This is a genomic window from Janibacter sp. LM, assembly GCF_039631275.1.
GTDB lineage: Bacteria > Actinomycetota > Actinomycetes > Actinomycetales > Dermatophilaceae > Janibacter > Janibacter terrae.
Window position 1 is genome coordinate 210,355 of record NZ_JBDIVG010000014.1, and the last position, 18,842, is coordinate 229,196.

General features: G+C 71.9%; 19 protein-coding genes. 13 read left to right on the forward strand and 6 right to left on the reverse strand.

Annotation, left to right across the window (positions count from 1 at the left end; genetic code table 11):
- The first annotated feature begins 50 nt into the window (after positions 1-50).
- The 4 genes from ABC138_RS09410 to ABC138_RS09425 are packed head-to-tail and all read left to right on the forward strand — an operon-like array spanning position 51 to position 3,973.
- Positions 51-1,022: a substrate-binding domain-containing protein gene (locus tag ABC138_RS09410; RefSeq protein ID WP_338539126.1), complete on the forward strand. Its 972-nt coding sequence runs from the start codon at positions 51-53 to the stop codon at positions 1,020-1,022.
- A gap of 4 nt (positions 1,023-1,026) precedes the next feature.
- Complete coding sequence (locus ABC138_RS09415; RefSeq protein WP_068327806.1) at positions 1,027-2,067, forward strand: ABC transporter permease; 1,041 nt, start codon at positions 1,027-1,029, stop codon at positions 2,065-2,067.
- Entirely contained in the window at positions 2,064-2,954 is an 891-nt protein-coding gene (locus ABC138_RS09420) for an ATP-binding cassette domain-containing protein (RefSeq protein WP_345913489.1), read from the forward strand. The genes ABC138_RS09415 and ABC138_RS09420 overlap by 4 nt, the downstream gene beginning before the upstream one ends.
- Complete coding sequence (locus tag ABC138_RS09425) at positions 2,951-3,973, forward strand: Gfo/Idh/MocA family oxidoreductase (protein WP_345913490.1); 1,023 nt, start codon at positions 2,951-2,953, stop codon at positions 3,971-3,973. The genes ABC138_RS09420 and ABC138_RS09425 overlap by 4 nt, the downstream gene beginning before the upstream one ends.
- Here ABC138_RS09425 and ABC138_RS09430 read toward each other — a convergent pair.
- The gene (locus tag ABC138_RS09430) at positions 3,970-4,857 is read right to left on the reverse strand and encodes a LysR family transcriptional regulator (RefSeq protein WP_345913491.1); all 888 of its coding nucleotides are present in this window, start codon (positions 4,855-4,857) and stop codon (positions 3,970-3,972) included. The genes ABC138_RS09425 and ABC138_RS09430 overlap by 4 nt on opposite strands.
- Positions 4,858-4,960: 103 nt before the next feature.
- Here ABC138_RS09430 and ABC138_RS09435 point away from each other — a divergent pair, with 103 nt between their 5' ends.
- The 4 genes from ABC138_RS09435 to ABC138_RS09450 all read left to right on the forward strand — a co-directional run bounded on the left by ABC138_RS09435 (position 4,961) and on the right by ABC138_RS09450 (position 9,770).
- A complete protein-coding gene (locus ABC138_RS09435) occupies positions 4,961-5,872 on the forward strand; it encodes a pseudouridine-5'-phosphate glycosidase (protein WP_068425964.1) in 912 nt (303 codons plus the stop codon).
- Between the two features lie 6 nt (positions 5,873-5,878).
- A complete protein-coding gene (locus ABC138_RS09440) occupies positions 5,879-6,769 on the forward strand; it encodes a PfkB family carbohydrate kinase (RefSeq protein WP_068327817.1) in 891 nt (296 codons plus the stop codon).
- The gene (locus ABC138_RS09445) at positions 6,766-8,193 is read left to right on the forward strand and encodes an MFS transporter (protein WP_345913492.1); all 1,428 of its coding nucleotides are present in this window, start codon (positions 6,766-6,768) and stop codon (positions 8,191-8,193) included. Before ABC138_RS09440 ends, ABC138_RS09445 begins: the two co-directional genes overlap by 4 nt.
- A gap of 65 nt (positions 8,194-8,258) precedes the next feature.
- Positions 8,259-9,770 carry a CoA-acylating methylmalonate-semialdehyde dehydrogenase gene (locus ABC138_RS09450; RefSeq protein ID WP_345913493.1) on the forward strand — a complete coding sequence of 504 codons (1,512 nt, stop codon included), beginning with the start codon at positions 8,259-8,261 and terminating at the stop codon, positions 9,768-9,770.
- A gap of 127 nt (positions 9,771-9,897) precedes the next feature.
- Here ABC138_RS09450 and ABC138_RS09455 read toward each other — a convergent pair whose 3' ends face one another.
- Positions 9,898-10,707, reverse strand: coding sequence for a lysophospholipase (locus ABC138_RS09455; protein ID WP_345913494.1), 810 nt, complete (start codon positions 10,705-10,707; stop codon positions 9,898-9,900).
- Positions 10,708-10,828: 121 nt separating this feature from the next.
- On the opposite strand from ABC138_RS09455, the gene ABC138_RS09460 reads away from it, so the two are divergent.
- On the forward strand, positions 10,829-12,052 hold the full coding sequence (locus ABC138_RS09460; protein ID WP_345913495.1) for an FAD-dependent oxidoreductase: 1,224 nt from the start codon (positions 10,829-10,831) through the stop codon (positions 12,050-12,052).
- A gap of 1 nt (position 12,053) precedes the next feature.
- Here ABC138_RS09460 and ABC138_RS09465 read toward each other — a convergent pair whose 3' ends face one another.
- The 4 genes from ABC138_RS09465 to ABC138_RS09480 form a co-directional block, all read right to left on the reverse strand.
- Positions 12,054-13,079: a Gfo/Idh/MocA family oxidoreductase gene (locus ABC138_RS09465; protein ID WP_345913496.1), complete on the reverse strand. Its 1,026-nt coding sequence runs from the start codon at positions 13,077-13,079 to the stop codon at positions 12,054-12,056.
- Between the two features lies 1 nt (position 13,080).
- Entirely contained in the window at positions 13,081-13,851 is a 771-nt protein-coding gene (locus ABC138_RS09470) for an SDR family oxidoreductase (protein ID WP_345913497.1), read from the reverse strand.
- Positions 13,851-15,023: a phytanoyl-CoA dioxygenase family protein gene (locus tag ABC138_RS09475; RefSeq protein ID WP_345913499.1), complete on the reverse strand. Its 1,173-nt coding sequence runs from the start codon at positions 15,021-15,023 to the stop codon at positions 13,851-13,853. Before ABC138_RS09475 ends, ABC138_RS09470 begins: the two co-directional genes overlap by 1 nt.
- A 135-nt stretch (positions 15,024-15,158) precedes the next feature.
- Positions 15,159-15,773 carry a DUF5701 family protein gene (locus tag ABC138_RS09480; protein ID WP_345913500.1) on the reverse strand — a complete coding sequence of 205 codons (615 nt, stop codon included), beginning with the start codon at positions 15,771-15,773 and terminating at the stop codon, positions 15,159-15,161.
- A 52-nt stretch (positions 15,774-15,825) separates the two neighbouring features.
- Here ABC138_RS09480 and ABC138_RS09485 point away from each other — a divergent pair, with 52 nt between their 5' ends.
- The 4 genes from ABC138_RS09485 to ABC138_RS09500 all read left to right on the forward strand — a co-directional run bounded on the left by ABC138_RS09485 (position 15,826) and on the right by ABC138_RS09500 (position 18,635).
- Positions 15,826-16,218: a YciI family protein gene (locus ABC138_RS09485; RefSeq protein WP_345913501.1), complete on the forward strand. Its 393-nt coding sequence runs from the start codon at positions 15,826-15,828 to the stop codon at positions 16,216-16,218.
- A 43-nt stretch (positions 16,219-16,261) separates the two neighbouring features.
- Complete coding sequence (locus tag ABC138_RS09490) at positions 16,262-16,594, forward strand: metalloregulator ArsR/SmtB family transcription factor (protein ID WP_068425995.1); 333 nt, start codon at positions 16,262-16,264, stop codon at positions 16,592-16,594.
- A 29-nt stretch (positions 16,595-16,623) separates the two neighbouring features.
- Positions 16,624-17,109, forward strand: coding sequence for an SRPBCC domain-containing protein (locus tag ABC138_RS09495; RefSeq protein WP_068327853.1), 486 nt, complete (start codon positions 16,624-16,626; stop codon positions 17,107-17,109).
- Between the two features lie 113 nt (positions 17,110-17,222).
- On the forward strand, positions 17,223-18,635 hold the full coding sequence (locus ABC138_RS09500; RefSeq protein WP_345913502.1) for an alkaline phosphatase PhoX: 1,413 nt from the start codon (positions 17,223-17,225) through the stop codon (positions 18,633-18,635).
- Positions 18,636-18,842: the final 207 nt, after the last annotated feature.

Consider the following 18,842-nt stretch of genomic DNA (forward strand, 5'->3'; position numbering starts at 1 on the left):
CCTCCACGGTCCACCGCAACGGCGCGGCGGACGAGAGAAAGGCAGATCCCATGTCACGCATCACTCGTGTCGGCGTCATGACGACCTCGGCGGTGGCTGCGCTCGCGCTCGCCGCCTGCTCCTCCTCGGGGGGCAAGCAGACGGACTCCGGCGGGGACTCCGCCGGCGGCAAGGCCGACACCCCCGAGATGACCGTCGCCCTCGTCACCCACGCCGCTCCCGGGGACACCTTCTGGGACCAGGTGCGGGCCGGCGCGGAGGACGCGGCCAAGAAGGACAACATCAAGCTCGAGTACACCGCCGACCCCGACGGGGCCCGTCAGGCGACCCTCGTGCAGCAGGCCGTCGACAAGAAGGTCGACGGCATCGCCGTCACCCTCGCCAAGCCCGAGGCGATGAAGGGCAATGTCGAGAACGCCGTGGGCGCGGACATCCCCGTGGTCGCGCTCAACGCCGGCATGGAGGACTGGAAGGACATGGGCGTGCTGTCCTTCTTCGGGCAGGACGACGAGCTCGCCGGCGAGGCCGCGGGCGAGCGGCTCACCGAGGAGAAGGCGGGCAAGACCCTCTGCGTCATCCAGGAGCAGGGTCACGTCGGCCTCGAGGCCCGCTGCAAGGGCGTCGCCTCCAAGTTCGACAAGTCGGAGAAGATCTACGTCAAGGGCACCGACACGGCTGACGTCCAGTCGACGATCACCGCCAAGCTGCAGGACGACACGGCGATCACCCACGTCCTCACGCTGGGTGCCCCCTTCGCCCTCATCGCCCAGAAGTCGGTGGGCGAGGCCGGCAGCAAGGCCAAGGTCGCGACCTTCGACCTCAACGACGAGGCCCTGCAGCAGATCAAGGACGGCAAGATCGAGTGGGCCGTCGACCAGCAGCCCTACGTCCAGGGCTACATGGCCGTCGACGCGCTGTGGCTGCGCGCCAACAAGGGTGCCTCCGTCGGTGGTGGCCAGCCCACGTTCACCGGGCCCGCCTTCGTCGACGACAAGAACGTCGACCTGCTGCTCAAGAAGTGATCTCATGACCGCGCAGACGTCCACCGCCGAGGTCGACGACCGGGTCGCGGCGAAGGGGAGGATGGGACTCCTCTTCGCCCGGCCCGAGGTCGGCGCACTCATCGGCGCCCTCGCCGTCATGGTCCTCTTCATGGCCGTGGCGCCGTCCTTCCGCAGCCTCGGCAACACCGGCACGATCCTCTACGCGGCCTCGGCCATCGGGATCATGGCCGTCGGGGTCTCGCTGCTCATGGTCGGCGGCGAGTTCGACCTGTCGACCGGTGTCGCCGCGACGAGCTCGGGCATCGTCGCCGCGCTCACCGCGTGGAACTTCGGCGTCAACGTCTGGGTCGGCGTGCTCGTCGCGCTCGTCGTCTCGCTGGCCATCGGCGCCTTCAACGGGTGGCTGCTCATGCGGACGGGGCTGCCGAGCTTCCTCGTCACCCTCGGGACCTTCTTCGTCCTGCAGGGCGCCAACCTCGCCGTGACCCGCCTCGTCGGCGGCACCGTCTCGACGCCGGCGATCTCCGACATGTCCGGGTTCACCTCGGCGCAGTCGGTCTTCGCGTGGAGCGTCCAGGTCGGCCCGGTCAACATCAAGTCGCTCGTCGTCTACTGGGTCGTCCTGGTGGTCATCGGCGCGCTCGTGCTGCAGAAGACCCGCGTCGGCAACTGGATCTTCGCCGTCGGTGGTGACGCGGCCGCGGCCCGGGCCGTCGGCGTCCCGGTCAAGGCGGTGAAGATCGGTCTCTTCATGACGGTCGGGTTCTGCGCGTGGATGCTCGGCATGCACCTGCTCTTCTCCTACAACGTCATGCAGTCCGGAGAGGGCGTCGGCAACGAGTTCATCTACATCATCGCCGCGGTCGTCGGTGGGTGCCTGCTCACGGGTGGCTACGGCTCCGTCGTCGGTGCGGCCCTGGGCGCCCTGATCTTCGGCATGACCCGTCTGGGCATCAACTACGCGGGCTGGAACGTCGACTGGTTCTACACCTTCCTCGGCGTGATGCTCCTGCTCGCGACCCTGGTCAACCTCTACGTGAAGAAGAAGGCGGATGCGCGATGAGCACCGTGACCAGCACCAGGACCGGCCACGCCCGGCCGGAGGGGATCGAGCCGCTCGTCGTCATGAGGGACGTCGGCAAGTCCTACGGCAACGTCCACGCCCTGCGCGGGGTCAACCTCGAGGTCTACCCCGGTGAGGTGACCTGCGTCCTCGGCGACAACGGCGCCGGCAAGTCCACCCTGATCAAGATCATGGCGGGCCTGCACGAGCACACCTCGGGCAGCTTCGAGGTCGACGGCATCAAGCGCCATCTCGCCTCACCCCGGGCCGCGCAGGCCCTGGGCATCGCGACCGTCTACCAGGACCTGGCCCTGACGCCGCTCATGTCCGTGTGGCGCAACTTCTTCATGGGCAACGAGATCCGCAAGGGGCTCTTCCTCGACGCCCAGCGGATGAGGACGATCGCCGACCAGGAGCTGCAGAAGATGGGCATCCAGATCGGCGACCTCGACCGTCCGGTCGGTGGCCTGTCGGGTGGGCAGAAGCAGTGCATCGCCATCGCCCGGGCGATCTACTTCGGCGCCAAGGTGATCATCCTCGACGAGCCGACCGCTGCCCTCGGCGTCAAGCAGTCGGGCGTGGTGCTGAAGTACATCGCCAAGGCGCGCGACGCCGGCCTCGGCGTCGTCTTCATCACGCACAACCCGCACCACGCCTACCTCGTGGGCAACCACTTCATCATCCTCAAGCTCGGTCGGCTCACCCTCGACGCACCACGCGACGAGCTGACCCTCGACCAGCTGACCGCGGAGATGGCCGGTGGCCAGGAGCTCGCCGAGCTCAAGCACGAGCTCGGCGACGTCGATCCCGACAAGACCGTCGACCCGGCCCACCCGGAGGTGCAGCTGGCCGGGCCCGGCAAGCCGCAGGTCCGGGACGAGGGGTGAGCCCCACGCTGCGTGTCGGGGTGGTCGGCGTCGGGCTCATGGGGGCCGACCACGCCCACCGGCTCGCTGCCCGGATCGCCGGCGCGAGCCTCGCGGCGGTCGCCGACCCGGACGTCGAGCGGGCGGCGGACCTCGCCGAGGAGCTCGGCGGTGTCACGGTCCACGCCGACCCCCTCGACCTCGTCGCGGCCGACGACGTGGACGCGGTGCTGCTCGCCTCTCCGGGGGCCGTGCACGAGGAGCAGCTGCTCGCCTGCATCGGGCGCGGGCTGCCGGTGCTCTGCGAGAAGCCGCTGACGATGGACAGCGCGTCCTCGCTGCGGGTCATCGAGGCCGAGCGGGCCGGCGGCCGACCGCTCGTCCAGGTGGGGTTCATGAGGCGCTTCGACCCGGAGTACGCGCACCTGAAGGCCGTGCTCGACTCCGGCCGGATGGGTCGCACGCTCCTGCTGCACCAGACGCACCGCAACCTCAGCGTGCCCAACCCCGCCTTCCGCTCCGAGATGATCGTGCGTGACAGCCTCGTCCACGAGGTCGACTGCGCCCGGTGGCTGCTCGGCGAGGAGATCGTCTCGATCCAAGTGCTCGGCCCGAGGCCGACGCGCCACGCGCTCGCCGGGGTGCTCGACCCGCAGGTCGCGATCTTCCAGATGGCCTCGGGAGCCGTGGTGACCAACGAGGTCTTCGTCAACAGCCGGACCGGCTACGAGGTGCGGGTCGAGGCCGTCGGCGAGGACGGCAGCGCCGTCATCGGACGTCCCTCCAGCGGCGTCTACACGACCTCCTCGGACCCGGCCGGCGGCGCCGGCGCGTGGGGCGGCCCGATCGACCCCGACTACCGGGTGCGCTTCGAGCGGGCCTACGACCGCGAGGTCCAGGCCTGGGTCGATGCCTGCCGTCGTGGCGAGCGGGTCGGTCCGACGAGCTGGGACGGCTACGCCTCGACGGTCGTGTGCACCGCCGGCATGGAGTCCCTGACGAGCGGGCAGGCCGTCGACGTCGATCTGGTCGCGGGTTAGGCGCCCTCGCGGCTCGTGCGCGAGAGGGCCTCGAGCAGCACCTGCGCGCCGCGGGTCGGGTCGTTGCGCCAGGTCACGTGCAGCGGCAGCCGCGCCGGACGACGAAGGGGGGCCCACGCCAGGCTGGCAGGGGCCTCCCGGGCGTAGTCGATGGGCACGAGCGCGAAGGCCTGCCCGTCGGTCAGCAGGTACGAGTAGGACCCGGAGAACCGGGTCGTCGACTCGACGACCCGGGGGTGGGCGCCGTTGGCGTCGCAGGCCCGCAGGACGAGGTCGTAGTACGCGGGGTTCTGCTCCCGCGGCCAGATGAGCAGCCGCAGGTCCTCGAGCGCACCGAGGTCGGCGGGCTCGCCCGCGGGGAGGCGGCCCCGGGCGGCGAGCACGCACAGCTCGTCCGCGCCGAGCGTCGCGCGCTTCGTGCCGGGCACCCGGTCGACGAGGTGCCCGATACCGACCTCGGCCTCGCCGGCGGTCAGGGCGGCCGAGACCCCGCCGGTGAGCACCTCGACGACCTCCACGAGGGGGCCGTCGTCGAGCGCGCCGACCGCCCGCAGGGCCTGCGGCACGACGCGGTTGACCAGGCTGGGGGACGCGGCGAGGCGCACGACCTCGCGCGTCGCGGAGACCCGGTCGACGGCCGACTCGAAGCGGTGCGCGGCGTCGAGGACCTCCTGCGCCGCGGGCAGCAGCTCCCGGCCCGCAGGGGTGAGCGTCGTCCCGGCGCGCGAGCGCTCGAAGAGCCGGACGCCGAGGGTGCGCTCGAGGCCGCGGATCTCCCCGCTGACCGTCGGCTGGGCCAACCCCAGGGCGTCGGCGGCGCGCCCGAAGTGCCCGGTCCGCGCGAGCGTCGCGAAGACCGTCAGCCGACGGAGCGTGAACTGCATAGGCGCCAGCCTATGACGCGATACCGACGTGGGTCTGGTTCACCGGGGCAGGTCTTCCTACCGTGGGAGGGAGATCCCCTTCGTCCTCATCGTCAGGAGAGCCATGACCCCCTTCGTCCGCGTCGCCGCCGAGGTGCAGGAGGCCGTCTCCGCCGGCGCACCCGTCGTCGCCCTCGAGTCCACGATCTTCACCCACGGACTGCCCCGCCCGCGCAATGTCGAGGTCGCCGAGGAGGCCGAGCAGATCGTCCGTGACGCGGGCGCCGTACCGGCCACCATCGGTGTGGTCCACGGCGAGCCGGTCGTCGGCCTGACCCGTGACGAGATCGTCGAGCTCAGCCAGGACGACGACGTGCTCAAGTCCGGCATCCGCGAGCTGCCGATCGGCGCGGTCAACGGCAAGAACGCCGGCACGACCATCGCCGCGACCTCCCTCCTGGCCCACCGTGCGGGCGTCAAGGTCTTCGCGACCGGCGGCCTCGGTGGCGTGCACCACGGTGCGTCGACCAACTTCGACGAGTCCGCCGACCTGCTCGCTCTCGCGCTCAACCCGATCGTGCTCGTCAGCTCCGGCGCCAAGGCGGTCCTCGACGTCCACGCGACCCTCGAGCGCTTCGAGAGCCTGAGCGTGCCGATCGTCGGCTACCGCACCAACGCCTACCCCGGCTTCTACTCGAGCGAGTCCGGGTTCCCCGTGCCGCACCGCATCGAGACCCCGCAGGATGCCGCGAAGATCTACGCGACCCAGCGCGCCCTCGACCTGACGACCGCCCTCCTCGTCGCCAACCCCGTCCCGGCCGACGAGCAGCTCGACCCGGCGCTGCTCGACGGCGTCATCGAGAAGGCCTGGGCCGCGCTCGACGAGCAGGGCATCTCCGGCCAGCAGGTCACCCCCTTCCTCCTCGACTTCATCCGCCGCGAGACGGGTGACGCGAGCCTCGACGCCAATGTCGCGCTCTACCGCAACAACGTCCGGCTCGCGTCCGAGATCGCCGTCGCGCTGACGCAGGGCTGACCGGCCGTGCTGGGCGTCATCGGCGACGTCGTGCAGGACGTCGTGGTGTGGATGCAGGAGCCGCTGCGCCCCGCCACGGACACCCTCTCCGAGATCACCACGCGGCGCGGCGGGTCGGCGGCGAATGTCGCCGCCTTCGCCGGGCCGCGGCACCCGACGCGGTTCATCGGACGGGTCGGCGACGACCTCGGCGGTGACGCCGTGCGCCGCGAGCTCCAGGAGCGCGGGGTCGACGTGCGCCTCCAGGTCGGCGAGATCACCGGCATGATCGTGGTGCTCATCGACGACCGCGGCGAGCGGATGATGTTCCCCTCCCGCGGCGAGTCGGCCCGCATCGCTCCCGTCGACGACGCCTGGCTCGAGGGCGTGGAGATCCTGCACCTCACCGGCTACTCGCTGGCGAGCGATCCCTCCGCGTCGAGCGTCCTCGACGCGGCCCGGCGGGTGCGCGCGGCCGGTGGCCGCATCTCGATCGACCTGTCGTCCACGGGGATGATCGAGCTCCACGGGCGGGACGCCTTCGCCGACCTCGTCCGCGACCTCGCGCCGGACTTCATCTCGGCCAACGAGGACGAGACCGCCCTGCTGCAGCTCGTGGAGGGGGACGGCGCGGGTCCGCTCGCCCGCGACCTGCCGGACACCGTCGTGCTGGCCCGAGCCGGCCAGGACCCGACCCGCATCATCCGCGGCCCCGAGGTCGTCGCGACCGTCCCCGTCGAACCCGTCGACGGCGTCCGTGACATGACCGGCGCCGGCGACGCCTTCAACGCCGGGTTCCTCACCGCCGTGCTCCGCGGGGCAGGCCTGGAGGAGGCGGTCGAGTCCGGCCACGCCCTGTCCCGGCGCGTGCTCGCCCACCCGGGGGCGAGCGAGGGGCCGGAGTCCCTCCCCGCATGACCACCATGCCGCCCGACGTCCGCCCCACGACGACCGTGAGCGGTGTGGTGGGGCTGATGGCCGCGCTGCTGTCGGCGATCTTCGCCTTCCAGCTCAGCGCGTCGATGCTCTCGCCCGTCCTCGCGACGATGGAGCGCGAGCTCGGGGCGACGTCGGCCGAGGTCGGCCTGACCCAGACGGCCTTCTTCGCGTCGGCGGCGCTCTTCTCCCTGTTCCTGCCGCGCTGGGGCGACCTCGTCGGGCGCAAACGGCTGATGCTCGGCATGCTCGCCGTGACCACCGTCGGCGCCGTCGTCTCCGCGCTCGCCCCGACGGTGGGGGCGCTCGGCGTCGGTCGGGTGGTGCAGGGGATCTCCGGGCCGATCGTGCCCATGGCCCTGATCATGTTGCGCGTGCAGGTGCCGGACGGGCGTCGGTACGCCCGGCTGATGGCGGTGCTCACCGCGGTCAACGGCGGCATCGCCGGCGTCGACGCGCTCGCCGGCGGGTGGCTCGCGGCGACCTGGGGCTTCCGTTCGGTCTTCTGGGCCATGGCCGTCATGGGCGTCCTGGCCCTCGTGGCGATCGCGCTGGGGACGCGCGAGTCCCGCTCGGAGCGCTCGGTGCCCATGGACTGGAAGGGGGTCACCGCCCTCGTCATCGTCCTGGCGGCGCTGTACTTCGCCCTCGACGAGGCGGGCAAGGTCGCCGACGCGAGCTGGCTCCTCGTCATCGGCCTGACCGGGGTCGCGGCGGTCGCCTTCGCCGTCTTCTGGCAGCTCGAGCAGCGGGTCGCGCACCCGCTCGTCACGACACGCTACCTGCGGCAACGGCGCACCTGGGCGCTGCTCGGGACGACCCTGCTCACGATGTCCGGCGTCTTCGCGGTGATGAACGGCCTGCTGCCCAACATCGCCCAGGACCCCGACGGCGGGATCGCCCTCGGGGCGGACGAGGTGTCCTGGTGGACGCTCACGCCGTATGCGCTCGCGGGCTTCGTCATGGGGCCGGTCGCCGGGCAGCTCGCCGCGCGGTGCGGATACGCGCGGGTGCTGCGCGTCGGGCTCGGCGTCAGCATCGGGGCGCTCGTCGGGACGGCGCTCCTCGCGGAGTCGTTGACGCCGGCGCTGCTCCTGGCGGTCTTCGTCCTCGTCGGCATCAGCTATGCGGGCACGTGCAACATCATGCTCAACGGCCTCGGTGTCGTGCTCAGCCCCAAGGACAACCAGGGGTACCTGCCGGGGATGAACTCCGGTGCCTTCAACCTCGGCGCCGGGTTGAGCTTCGCGCTCCTCTTCGGGATCGACACCGCGGTGGGCTCGGCAGCGGGCGCAGGGGCCGGGTACCGCGCCGGCATCCTCACGGGTGCGGTGCTCCTCGTCCTCGCGCTCGCGCTGTCCTTCCTCATCCCCCGGCCCGACGAGGAGTCGCACCACGGGGGGTGACGTGCCGGGGTTGTCTTGTTAGCATGTCAGGACAAATACCCCGCTTTGCCCAAAGGAGGGCACAGATGAGCGTCTCCACCCGCACCGCTCCCGGCCGCATCACCCACCTCGTCGGTCACTCGTCGTGGGAGGGGGAGGCCGCGCGCACGTCGGAGGTCTTCAACCCCGCGACGGGCGAGGTCACGGGGGCGCTCGACCTCGCGAGCGCCGACGTCGTCGACGAGGTCGTGGCCCGGGCGAAGGGGGCGTGGCAGGAGTGGCGGCACGTCTCGCTGGCCCGCCGGGTCCGGGTGCTCTTCGCCTTCCGCCAGCTGCTCGAGCAGCACAAGGACGAGATCGCGCGGGCCATCACCGCGGAGCACGGGAAGACCTACGAGGACGCCAAGGCGGAGATCTCCCGCGGCCAGGAGGTCGTCGAGTTCGCCTGCGGGATCCCGCACCTGCTCAAGGGCGGGTTCTCGGAGAACGTCTCGACCGACATCGACGCCTACTCGATCCTGCAGCCGCTCGGTGTCGTCGGGATCATCTCGCCTTTCAACTTCCCGGCGATGGTGCCGTTGTGGTTCGTGCCCGTCGCCGTGGCGACGGGCAACGCCGTCGTCATCAAGCCGAGCGAGAAGGACCCGACCGCCGTCAACCTCATCGCCGACCTGTGGCGCGAGGCCGGCCTGCCCGACGGCGTGATGAATGTCGTCCACGGCGACAAGGAGGCCGTCGACGCGCTGCTCGACCACCCGGACGTCAAGGCGATCTCCTTCGTCGGGTCGACCCCGATCGCGCGCTACGTCTACGAGCGCGGGGTCGCGACAGGCAAGCGCGTCCAGGCGCTCGGCGGGGCGAAGAACCACATGCTCGTCCTGCCCGACGCCGACCTCGACCTCGCGGCCGACGCGGCGGTCTCGGCGGGCTACGGCGCGGCCGGCGAGCGGTGCATGGCGATCTCCGTCGTCCTCGCGAGCGACGTGATCGCGGACGAGCTCGTCGCCAAGATCGCCGAGCGCACCCGCACGTTGCGCACGGGCGACGGCATGAGCGAGGCCGACATGGGCCCGCTCGTCACCCGCGCCCACCTCGATAAGGTGACGGGCTACGTGGAGGCCGGCGTCACCGCGGGTGCCGAGCTGGTCATCGACGGGCGCGAGGGCGCCGGCGAGCTGGGCTCGGGCTTCTTCCTGGCGCCGACGCTCTTCGACCGGGTCACGCCGGACATGACGATCTACACCGACGAGATCTTCGGGCCGGTCCTCTCGGTCGTGCGCGTCGGCTCGTACGACGAGGGACTGCAGCTGATCAACGACAACCCGTACGGCAACGGGACGACGATCTTCACCAATGACGGCGGGGCCGCGCGGCGCTTCCAGCACGAGGTGGAGGTCGGGATGGTCGGCATCAACGTGCCGATCCCCACGCCCATGGCGTACTACTCCTTCGGCGGGTGGAAGAACAGCCTCTTCGGCGACACCCACGCCCACGGCATCGAGGGCGTGCACTTCTTCACCCGGACCAAGGCGGTCACGCAGCGGTGGCTCGACCCGAGCCACGGTGGGCTGAACCTGGGGTTCCCGCAGAACGACTGATGACCGGCGGCGGCACGCACTATGCTCCCCGCCGGACTTCGCCCCTGACTCGTCCTGTGAATCTTGATCGCGAGTACGAGTCAGGGACGAAGGGGGCGGCGGACCACCCTGAGGGGTTGGAACGCGCTCAGCGGATGTGCTGGTGCACGAAGGCCAGGACGTCGTCGAGGACCTCCTCGCGGTTGACCTCGTTGAAGATCTCGTGCCGGGCGCCGGGGTAGCGCTTGGACGGTGCCTGGTCGGGCGCGATGTGTGCCCAGCCCTCGTCGCTCGGGCCGATGGGGACGAGCTGGTCGTCCTCGCCGTGCAGCCAGATCGTCGGGACCGTCAGGCGCCCACCGAGCGTGATCGCCTCGAGCTCGGCCTTGAGGGCGCGCAGCGTCGGGCGCTTGAAGTCGCCGTGCCAGACGAGCTCGTCCTCCTCGTAGGCACGGCCCACGTCGGGGTCCCGGCTGAGGGTCGTGGGGTCGATGGGGGTGGACGGGATCTCCTCGAGGTCGGCGAGGCCCGTGGCCGCCCACGACCCCAGGACCGGGCCGGAGAGCACGGTGGCGGTGAGCCGGTCGGCGTACCGCTGGGTGTAGCGCGCGGCGATCATGCCGCCCAGCGAGTGACCGATGAGCACGACCGGCAGCCCCGGGTTCTCCGCCCGGGCCCGTTGGACGAGCAGGTCGAGGTCGTCGACCACCGGCTCGAAGTCCCCGACGAGCACCCGCTCGCCCTCGCTGCGCCCGTGGCCGACGTGGTCGTGGGCGTAGACGACGGCCCCGTCGGCGGTCAGGCGGTCGGCCACCCACTGGTAGCGCCCGATGTGCTCCCCGTAGCCGTGGGCGATGACCGCGACCCAGGTCGGGTCGCCGGGTGGGCTCCACAGCGATCCGATGAGCAGGCCGGCGTGGCCCTGGGTCTCGATGTCCTCGGGCGGGATGGGGCTCATGGGTCCTCCTGGGTGACGTCCGTGTCCTACCCAGTCTCGCAGTGACGCGTGGGCGAAGGGGAGGCACGTCCCGGCGGGTGGGCACGATCGCGGGATCCGGTGCGTGTGCGAGGGTCGGTTCATGAGCGAGCGCGCACCCCTGGAGCCGGGCATCGTCGTCGTCGGGGCCGGCGAGTGCGGGACCCGCGCGGCGATGACCCTGCGGGACAAGGGGTTCGACGGCCCCATCACCCTCATCGGCCGGGAGACGGTGCACGCCTACGAGCGTCCCCCGCTGTCGAAGGCCTCGCTCGCCGCCGAGGCCTCGGACCTCGTCCACCCATGGACCCGCGAGGAGCTCGAGGGGGCGGGGATCTCCCTTCGTCTCGGGGTGGAGGTCACCTCGATCGACCTCGGGACGCGGACCGTGGTCACCGACGCCGGGCCGCTCCCGTACGACCGGTTGCTCCTCGCGCTCGGCTCGCGCGCCCGCCGCCTCGACCTCGAGCACCTGCACTACCTGCGCACCCGCGAGGACGCGGACGCGCTGCGCGGCGTCGTCCGCGAGGGTGGGCGCCTGCTCGTCATCGGGGCGGGGTTCGTCGGGCTCGAGGTCGCTGCCGGGGCGCGCGAGCGGGGCATGGAGGTCACCGTCATCGAGGCCGCCGACCGTGCCCTGGCCCGGGCCGTCCCCGCGGTCGTCGCGGAGCGTGTCGTCGCCCTCCACGCCGACCACGGCGTCACGGTCCGCACCCGGACGACCGTCACCGCCGTGCAGGACGAAGGGAGCCATCTGCGGGCCACCCTCTCCACCGGGGAGACCGTGGTGGCCGACGCCGTCGTCGCGGGCGTCGGCGCCGAGCCGGTCACAGAGATCGCCGCTGCCGCAGGCCTGCTCGTCGAGGACGGGATCGTCGTCGACGAGCTGCTGCGCACGAGCGACCCGCACGTCTGGGCGGCGGGGGACTGCGCGTCCTACCCCGACCCGCGCAGCGGCCGGCGCGTGCGGATCGAGTCCTGGCGCAGCGCCCACGACCAGGCAGCGAGCGCGGCCGCGGCGATGCTCGGCGAGACCGAGCCGCACGCAGCCGTCGCGTGGTTCTGGTCCGACCAGTACGACCAGATGCTGCAGACCGCCGGGGTGCCCGGCCCCGGGGAGCGCGAGGTCGTCCGCGCGCGCGAGGACGGCTCGCTCCTCCACCTCGGCCTGGCCGCCGACGGGCGCGTGCTCGATGCGACCTCGCTGGGGCGAGGACCGGTGGTGGCCAAGGACATCCGCGTCGCGGAGCAGCTCATCGCGGCGGGCGCGAGGCCCGACGTGAGCGACCTCGAGGACCCGGGGGTCCCCCTTCGCTCGCTGCTGTGACTCAGGCGCCCGCGGCGGCGCGAACCTCCGCGATCGTCACCGGCCGGCGCTGCGCGGCCGACAGCGTCGCCGCCTCGGCCGTCCACGCCGTGCCCATCGCGTCCGCGACGGTGCACGGGTTGTCGACCTCCCCGGCCGCGACCTGGGTGAAGACGCCGAGCTCCACGCGGAAGGCCTGCGCGAGGCGGTCCATGAAGAACCCGTGCGCCGGGCCGCCCGGCCAGGAGATGCCCGGCTGGGTCGAGCGCAGGGGCAGACCCTCGTCGAGACCGGCGGCCACCGCGTCGCGGACACCGTGCACCTCGAGGCGGACGTCATACCCGGCGCCGTTGGTGCGGGTGTCGGACACCACGCCGATCGTGCCGTCGGAGAGGGTGAGCAGCGCCGAGACGCTCGAGAAGTCGCCATTGTCGGCGTACATCTCCGGGGCGGCGTCGGGGTCGACCGAGCCGACGGCGTGGACCTCGACGACCTCCTGGCCGGTCACCCAGCGCACCGCGTCGAAGTCGTGCACGGAGCAGTCGCGGAAGATCCCGCCGCTCACCGCGAGGTAGGCCGCCGGCGGCGGCGCGGGGTCGAGGGTCGTCGAGCGGACCGTCGTGATCCGCCCCAGCGCGCCCGATCGGACGGCCTCCCGCGCGGCGACGAAGGCCGGGTCGAAGCGGCGCGGGTAGCCGATCTGCACCGGCACATCGCTCCCGGCGACCGCCGCCTCGACGGCCAGGGACTCGGCGATGGTGCCGGCGACCGGCTTCTCGCAGAAGGTCGGGATGCCCGCGTCGACCGCCGCGCGGATGAGCTCGGCGTGCGCGTTGGTCGCCGCGGCGATGACGACGCCGTCGACGCCGTCGGCGAGGACGGCGGCCGGGTCGGCGACCGCGCGCGCCTTGCCGATGCGGGCCGTGACGGCCTCGACGGCTGCCGCGACCGGGTCGGTGACGACGAGCTCGTCGACGTGGTCGAGCCCGGCGAAGGTGTCGGCGTGGAACGCGCCGATGCGCCCGAGGCCGATGAGTCCGATGCGCATGTCAGTCCTGTCCTCCGATGACCTGCTGGTCCCAGTCGATGACGGAGCCGGTGACGACGCCGCTGCGGTCGGAGAGCAGGAAGACGACCGCGTCCGCGATCTCGTCGACCTGCCCGAGCTTGCCCATGGGGAGGCGGGCGTTCGCCTGCTCCACCCAGTCGTCGCTGGCGCCGTGGAAGCGCCGCTGCGTCGCGTCCTCACCCGCGGTCTGCGTCCACCCGATGTTGAGGGCGTTGACCCGGACCCGGTCGAAGCGGTGCGCGTGGGCGACGTTCTTCGTCAGGCCGAGCAGGCCGGACTTGGCCGCGACGTAGGGGGCCAGGTAGGGCTGGCCGCCGAGCGCGCTGATGCTGGCGATGTTGACGATCGTGCCCGGAGCCCCGCGCCCGGTCATGTCCGCGATCGCCGCCTGCATCGTGAAGAAGGGCCCGCGCAGGTTGGTCGCGATGTGCCGGTCGAAGAGCTCCGGGTCGGTGTCGAGGATCGACCCGCGGTCGGTCAGCCCGGCGCAGTTGACGAGGGCGTCGACGCGTCCGTGGCGCTCGATCGTCCGGGCGACGACCCCCTTCGCGTCCTCGACGACGGAGACATCGCCGGTGACGGCGGAGACCGACCCGCCGATCTCCGCGGCCAGGGCCTCGCCCGGCTCGGCCCGGCGACCGCTCACGACGACGGTGGCACCCTCCCGGGCCGCGGCGCGGGCGATGCCCGCCCCGAGACCCGAGGTGCCACCGACGACGAGCACGACCTTGTCGGTGAGCAGCTCCTGCATCAGTCCTCCTGGGTGGTACGACGGGCGGCCGCGTGGTCACGCAGCCGGGTGGCGAGCTCCTCGGGGGAGACTCCCTCGGTGAGAGCCTGCCGGACGATGTCGGCCTGCGAAGGGGGTGACATGCCGTCGACGGGCTGGTCCAGGTCGAGGTTGGTCGGGAAGGCGTACCCCTCCGCAGCCGCCGCCACCGCGTGGTCGACGTCGTGCCCGGCGGCCTTGCGGGAGAGGAGCGCCGGGTAGGTCGCAGTGACGATGCGCACGCGGTCGACGGACTCCATCGCGCGGCCGAAGGCGGAGGAGATCTGGAGCAGGTTGGCCATCCGGCGCACGTCGGCGGTGTGGTTGGACCCGGCCGCGTGGAAGAGCGCGGGGTTGAAGAACACGGCATCCCCCTTCGCCAGCGGCAGCTGCACGTGGTGGTCGCGGAAGTACTCCTGGAACTCGTCGAGCCAGTAGGCGAGGTAGCCGTGGGCGTACTTCTGCGAGTGCGGCAGGTAGAGGGTCGGGCCGGTCTCGACGGGCATGTCGCAGTGCGCGACCGCGCCCTGGAGGGTGAGCACGGGGGAGAGCGCGTGGACGTGCCGCGGGTAGCGCTCGGTGACCTCGGGCGAGGCGAAGCCGAGGTGGTAGTCGCGGTGGACGGTCTGCCCGACGCCGCCGGGGTTGACGACGTTGACCTGGCTCGTCACCTGGTATCCGGGTCCGAGCCAGGCGTGCGCGGCGAGGGCGACGAGGTCGTCGCGGTAGTAGTCGACGAAGTCCTCGGGGCGGGCGGTCGCGAGCTTCTCCAGGGCATTCCAGATGCGGTCGTTGACGCCGCCGGCCGCGAAGTGGTCGCCGACCTCGCCCCCCTTCGCCCGCTCTGCCGTGATGATCTCCTCGAAGGCCGCGGAGACCCGGTCGACCACCGCGTGGTCGAGGGCACCGGCCAGGACGAAGATCCCCGGCCCGTCGGCGAGGACCGCGGCCAGCTCGGCCTCGACGGCCTCGACGCCGGCCTCGGTCGCGATCGCCTCGCGCAGGGCCGCCGCGTCGTAGACGGGCACCTGCTGCTCGACCCGGTCGGTGAAGGCGAGCTCCGGGTCGCGCTGGGCCTCCAGGAGGGCGCGCAGGTCCTCGACCCGGCAGTCGGCCTGCCGCAGCCGGGCGAAGGGGGTGGACGTCGCTGTCATGCCTCCAGCCTCCACTGCCGGGCCGGGTGGATGGGAGGTCGAAAGACCTCAAAAACGCCTCAGGACGCTGCATTCCCCTAGGGCAATGCAGACGAGCGGTCGCCCCCGGCCGGAGCCTCGAAGCCCTCGGCGGCCTCAGACCCGCGAGACGGCCGAGGCGAAGCCGAGCCACGTGTGCCGGTTGCCCGCCCAGCACCAGCCGACCTTGGGCGCACCCTTGCGGGCCGTGCCGTCGCGGCCGGTGCCGTTGCTGATCCACAGGGCGGGGGTGCGCTCGTCGAGGCCCTTCGCCTTGGGCTTGCGCGAGGCGATGGTCATGAAGCACCGGTTGCGCTCGAGCCGCTCCGGCTCCTGCAGCAGCCAGCTGATGCCCTCGCTCACGGTGAGCGGGTGGCGCCCGCGGGCGCGGATCGCCGGCAGCGCCTCGTCGGGCGACCAGTTGGCCATCTCGTCGCCGCGCTCGACGTCGGTGACCCAGTAGAGCGGCGCGTCGGGCACGGTCTCGCCCTCGATCGGGGTGAAGTCGGCCAGATCGGTCATGTCCTCGACGACGAACCCCGGCCTGCCGTCGAGCGCCAGGAGCGGCGCGAGGTCCGCCGCCGGCACGAGCGAAGGGGAGACCACGAGCACGCCCTCGCCCTCCGGGGCGTCGGGCACGAGCTCGGCGAAGGCGGTCGGGTCGAGCCCGGCGAGCGTGTGTGCCCCGAGGTCGATGAGGCGGGCGGTCTGGGCGGCGGCGTCAGCAGTCATCGCCGGTCCCAACGTCCGGCACGACGGCGTGCTTCCCGGCAGGATGTCCACCATGAAATTCGTCATCCTCGTCCACTCCAGCCCCCAGCCGTGGGGTCACCCGACCGGGGACTTCGTCGCCGAGCACCAGGCGCTGCCGCAGGAGCAGCGCGACGAGATGGACGCCCGCTTCGGGCGGCTCCTCACCGACATGCAGGAGAAGGGAGAGCTCGTCACCGCGGAGGCCCTCGGTGACCCGGCGAGGGCCACACTCCACCGCTGGGCGGACGGTGACCCGGTCGCCTCCGACGGCCCGTACGCGCAGGGCGAGGAGCACCTCGCCGGGTACTTCCTCGTCGACGTCGTGGACCGGGAGCGGGCGGAGGAGATCGCCCGCCACTTCGCCGGTCCCGGCGAGACGATCGAGCTGCGGCCCCTGATGCGGCCCGATGGCGAGGAGCAGTAGCGCCCCTTGACAATGTACAACCAAACGGTTGTATGTTGGTGTCATGGCACCGACGGACGAGGAGCGGGCAGACGCCTTCTTCCACGCGCTCTCCGACAGCACACGGCGGGACATCCTGCGTCGCGTGCTGGCGGGCGAGCACTCGGTGTCGGCCCTGGCCGAGAAGTACCCGATGAGCTTCGCCGCCGTGCAGAAGCACGTCGCCGTGCTGGAGCGGGCAGGGCTGGTCACCAAGAGGCGCAGCGGACGCGAGTCCCTGGCGAGCGGAGACGTGGAGGCCGTGCGAGCGGTCGGCGCGATGCTCACCGAGCTCGAGGACGTGTGGCGCGGCCGGTTCGCGGGGATCGACGCCCTGCTGGCCGACACCACCGACTGACACGCACCACGACACAAGGAGCAGGCACCATGCCCGTCACCGACATCACCAAGGACACCGACAACCACGCCCTCGTCATCACGGCGGAGTACCCCGTCAGCGTCGAGCGGCTCTGGCAGGTCTGGGCCGACCCGCGCCAGCTCGAGCGCTGGTGGGGCCCCGAGACCCACCCCGCCACCGTCACCGAGCACGACCTCACGCCCGGCGGCGTCGTGAGGTACCACATGACCGGACCCGACGGGCAGCTCTACCCCGGTGGGTGGGAGATCACGAGCGTCGACGAGCCGCGCGGGTTCACGGCCCGCGACTTCTTCGCCGACGCCGACGGCAACAAGGTCGAGGACGCCCCCGTCTCGACGATGACCGTCGAGCTCAGCGAGACGCCCGAGGGCGCCCGCATGGTCACGACCTCGGCCTATGCGACCGCCGAGGAGCTGCAGACCGTCCTCGACATGGGCATGGAGGAGGGCTCCCGCTCGGCCGCCGGCCAGATCGACGCGCTGCTCGCCGCGTAGCCGCCGATCTTCACCGAGAGTTCGCCCGGAGGACCCCCACGGGTCTCCCGGGCGGACGTCTGCGCGACCAAGGGTGGCAGGACACCCCTCATCCTCTGATCCCCAGGAGAGACATGTCCGACCACACCCTCGACCGTCGCACCCTGCTCGGCGGTTCCGCCGGCGCCCTCGGCCTGCTCGTCGCCGGCAGCGCCGCCCCCTTCGCCTCGCACGCCTCCGCCGCCCAGATCACCCGCATGTCGGCCGGGTACGGCCCGCTGCGCACGGCCGGCGAGCTCATGGCCCTGCCTGAGGGCTTCTCGTACAAGGTCCTCGCCGAGGCCGGCACCACGACCCGCGGTGGGTATGCCGTCCCCGGCAAGCAGGACGCGATGGGCTGCTTCGCCGGTCCGTCCGGCGGCTCGACCCTCGTGTGCAACCACGAGCTCGGGTCCTCCGCCACCCCCGTCCCCCACGTCGATGGCCTCGTCTACGACGAGGGCGCGAAGGGCGGTACCTCCACCCTCGTCGTCGACAAGGACGACAACGTCCTGGAGCACTACACCTCCGTCGCCGGCACGGCCACCAACTGCGCGGGTGGCATCACCCCGTGGGGCACCTGGCTGACCTGCGAGGAGACCGAGGCCATGGCAGGCAGCTGTGGCTACACCAAGGACCACGGCTACGTCTTCGAGGTCGACCCGACCAGCCAGGCCGCCAACCTCGGCAAGGCCAACATCCCGCTGAAGTTCCTCGGCCGCTTCGCCCACGAGGCCGCCGCGGTCGACCCGACCGTCGGCCAGATCTACCTGACGGAGGACGCCGGCAAGCCGAACGGCCTCTTCTACCGCTGGACCCCGCCGACCGGCTACGTCCAGGGCAAGGGCTCGCTGCACGCCCTCGCTGCGGACGGCGCGGTCGAGGTCGGTGCCTTCGAGGCGCTCAAGGCCTTCGACTCCGAGGGCCGCCACGTGCCCGACCTGTCCTACGCCACCAAGCCGAACACGAAGTACACCGTGACGTGGGTCGAGGTCCCCGACCGCGACGCGCGCACCACCTCCGTGCGCAAGCAGCTCGGCGACGACCAGGTCACCCGCGCCCGCAAGCTCGAGGGCATGTGGTGGGGTGATGGCGGCGCCTACGTCGTCTCCTCCTTCGCGCGCCTGTCCGACGGCTCGGTCAACGAGCACGACGGCCAGGTGTGGTTCTACGACCCGAAGAAGCAGACGATCACGCTCACGACGATCTTCGGCGTCAACTCCGACCCGGACACCAGTGACGAGTTCGACGGGCCGGACAACATCACCGTCTCCCCCCACGGCGGCCTGATCCTCGCCGAGGACGGCAATGGCACGTCGCACCTGGTCGGCGTCACCGACCAGGGCAAGGCCTACCCGCTGGCGCGCAACCTCAGCAGCGACAGCGAGTGGGCCGGCCCGTGCTTCAGCGCGGACGGCTCGACCCTCTTCGTCAACATCCAGAGCAGCCCGGGTCGCACCTTCGCGATCACCGGGCCGTGGGGTCGTCCGTCCAACGCGAAGGCCTGAGCTGCTCCCTTCGTGCTGAGCAAGAGAAACCTCGCCTTCGCAGGAGTTTCAAACTCTTGCGAAGGCGAGGTTTATCGGGTGACCCGAGAAACCTGGGGCGGGTGAGGCGTCACGCCGGGTGCCACGGCCGATCAGGCCGCGTCGCGACCGGCGAGCCGCTCACCCGCACCGCGTAGACGGGCGGCGGTCCCGCGTCGGCGACGCCGA

What these genes read in the sequence shown, in the direction of transcription:
- ABC138_RS09450 (WP_345913493.1), top strand. Translation starts at nt 8,259, where the DNA reads ATGAGCGTCTCCACCCGCACCGCTCCCGGCCGCATCACCCACCTCGTC.
- ABC138_RS09480 (WP_345913500.1), bottom strand. Translation starts at nt 15,773, where the DNA reads ATGACTGCTGACGCCGCCGCCCAGACCGCCCGCCTCATCGACCTCGGG.
- ABC138_RS09500 (WP_345913502.1), top strand. Translation starts at nt 17,223, where the DNA reads ATGTCCGACCACACCCTCGACCGTCGCACCCTGCTCGGCGGTTCCGCC.
- ABC138_RS09490 (WP_068425995.1), top strand. Translation starts at nt 16,262, where the DNA reads ATGGCACCGACGGACGAGGAGCGGGCAGACGCCTTCTTCCACGCGCTC.
- ABC138_RS09470 (WP_345913497.1), bottom strand. Translation starts at nt 13,851, where the DNA reads ATGCAGGAGCTGCTCACCGACAAGGTCGTGCTCGTCGTCGGTGGCACC.
- ABC138_RS09435 (WP_068425964.1), top strand. Translation starts at nt 4,961, where the DNA reads ATGACCCCCTTCGTCCGCGTCGCCGCCGAGGTGCAGGAGGCCGTCTCC.
- ABC138_RS09415 (WP_068327806.1), top strand. Translation starts at nt 1,027, where the DNA reads ATGACCGCGCAGACGTCCACCGCCGAGGTCGACGACCGGGTCGCGGCG.
- ABC138_RS09420 (WP_345913489.1), top strand. Translation starts at nt 2,064, where the DNA reads ATGAGCACCGTGACCAGCACCAGGACCGGCCACGCCCGGCCGGAGGGG.
- ABC138_RS09475 (WP_345913499.1), bottom strand. Translation starts at nt 15,023, where the DNA reads ATGACAGCGACGTCCACCCCCTTCGCCCGGCTGCGGCAGGCCGACTGC.
- ABC138_RS09445 (WP_345913492.1), top strand. Translation starts at nt 6,766, where the DNA reads ATGACCACCATGCCGCCCGACGTCCGCCCCACGACGACCGTGAGCGGT.
- ABC138_RS09465 (WP_345913496.1), bottom strand. Translation starts at nt 13,079, where the DNA reads ATGCGCATCGGACTCATCGGCCTCGGGCGCATCGGCGCGTTCCACGCC.
- ABC138_RS09495 (WP_068327853.1), top strand. Translation starts at nt 16,624, where the DNA reads ATGCCCGTCACCGACATCACCAAGGACACCGACAACCACGCCCTCGTC.
- ABC138_RS09485 (WP_345913501.1), top strand. Translation starts at nt 15,826, where the DNA reads ATGAAATTCGTCATCCTCGTCCACTCCAGCCCCCAGCCGTGGGGTCAC.
- ABC138_RS09460 (WP_345913495.1), top strand. Translation starts at nt 10,829, where the DNA reads ATGAGCGAGCGCGCACCCCTGGAGCCGGGCATCGTCGTCGTCGGGGCC.
- ABC138_RS09430 (WP_345913491.1), bottom strand. Translation starts at nt 4,857, where the DNA reads ATGCAGTTCACGCTCCGTCGGCTGACGGTCTTCGCGACGCTCGCGCGG.
- ABC138_RS09410 (WP_338539126.1), top strand. Translation starts at nt 51, where the DNA reads ATGTCACGCATCACTCGTGTCGGCGTCATGACGACCTCGGCGGTGGCT.
- ABC138_RS09455 (WP_345913494.1), bottom strand. Translation starts at nt 10,707, where the DNA reads ATGAGCCCCATCCCGCCCGAGGACATCGAGACCCAGGGCCACGCCGGC.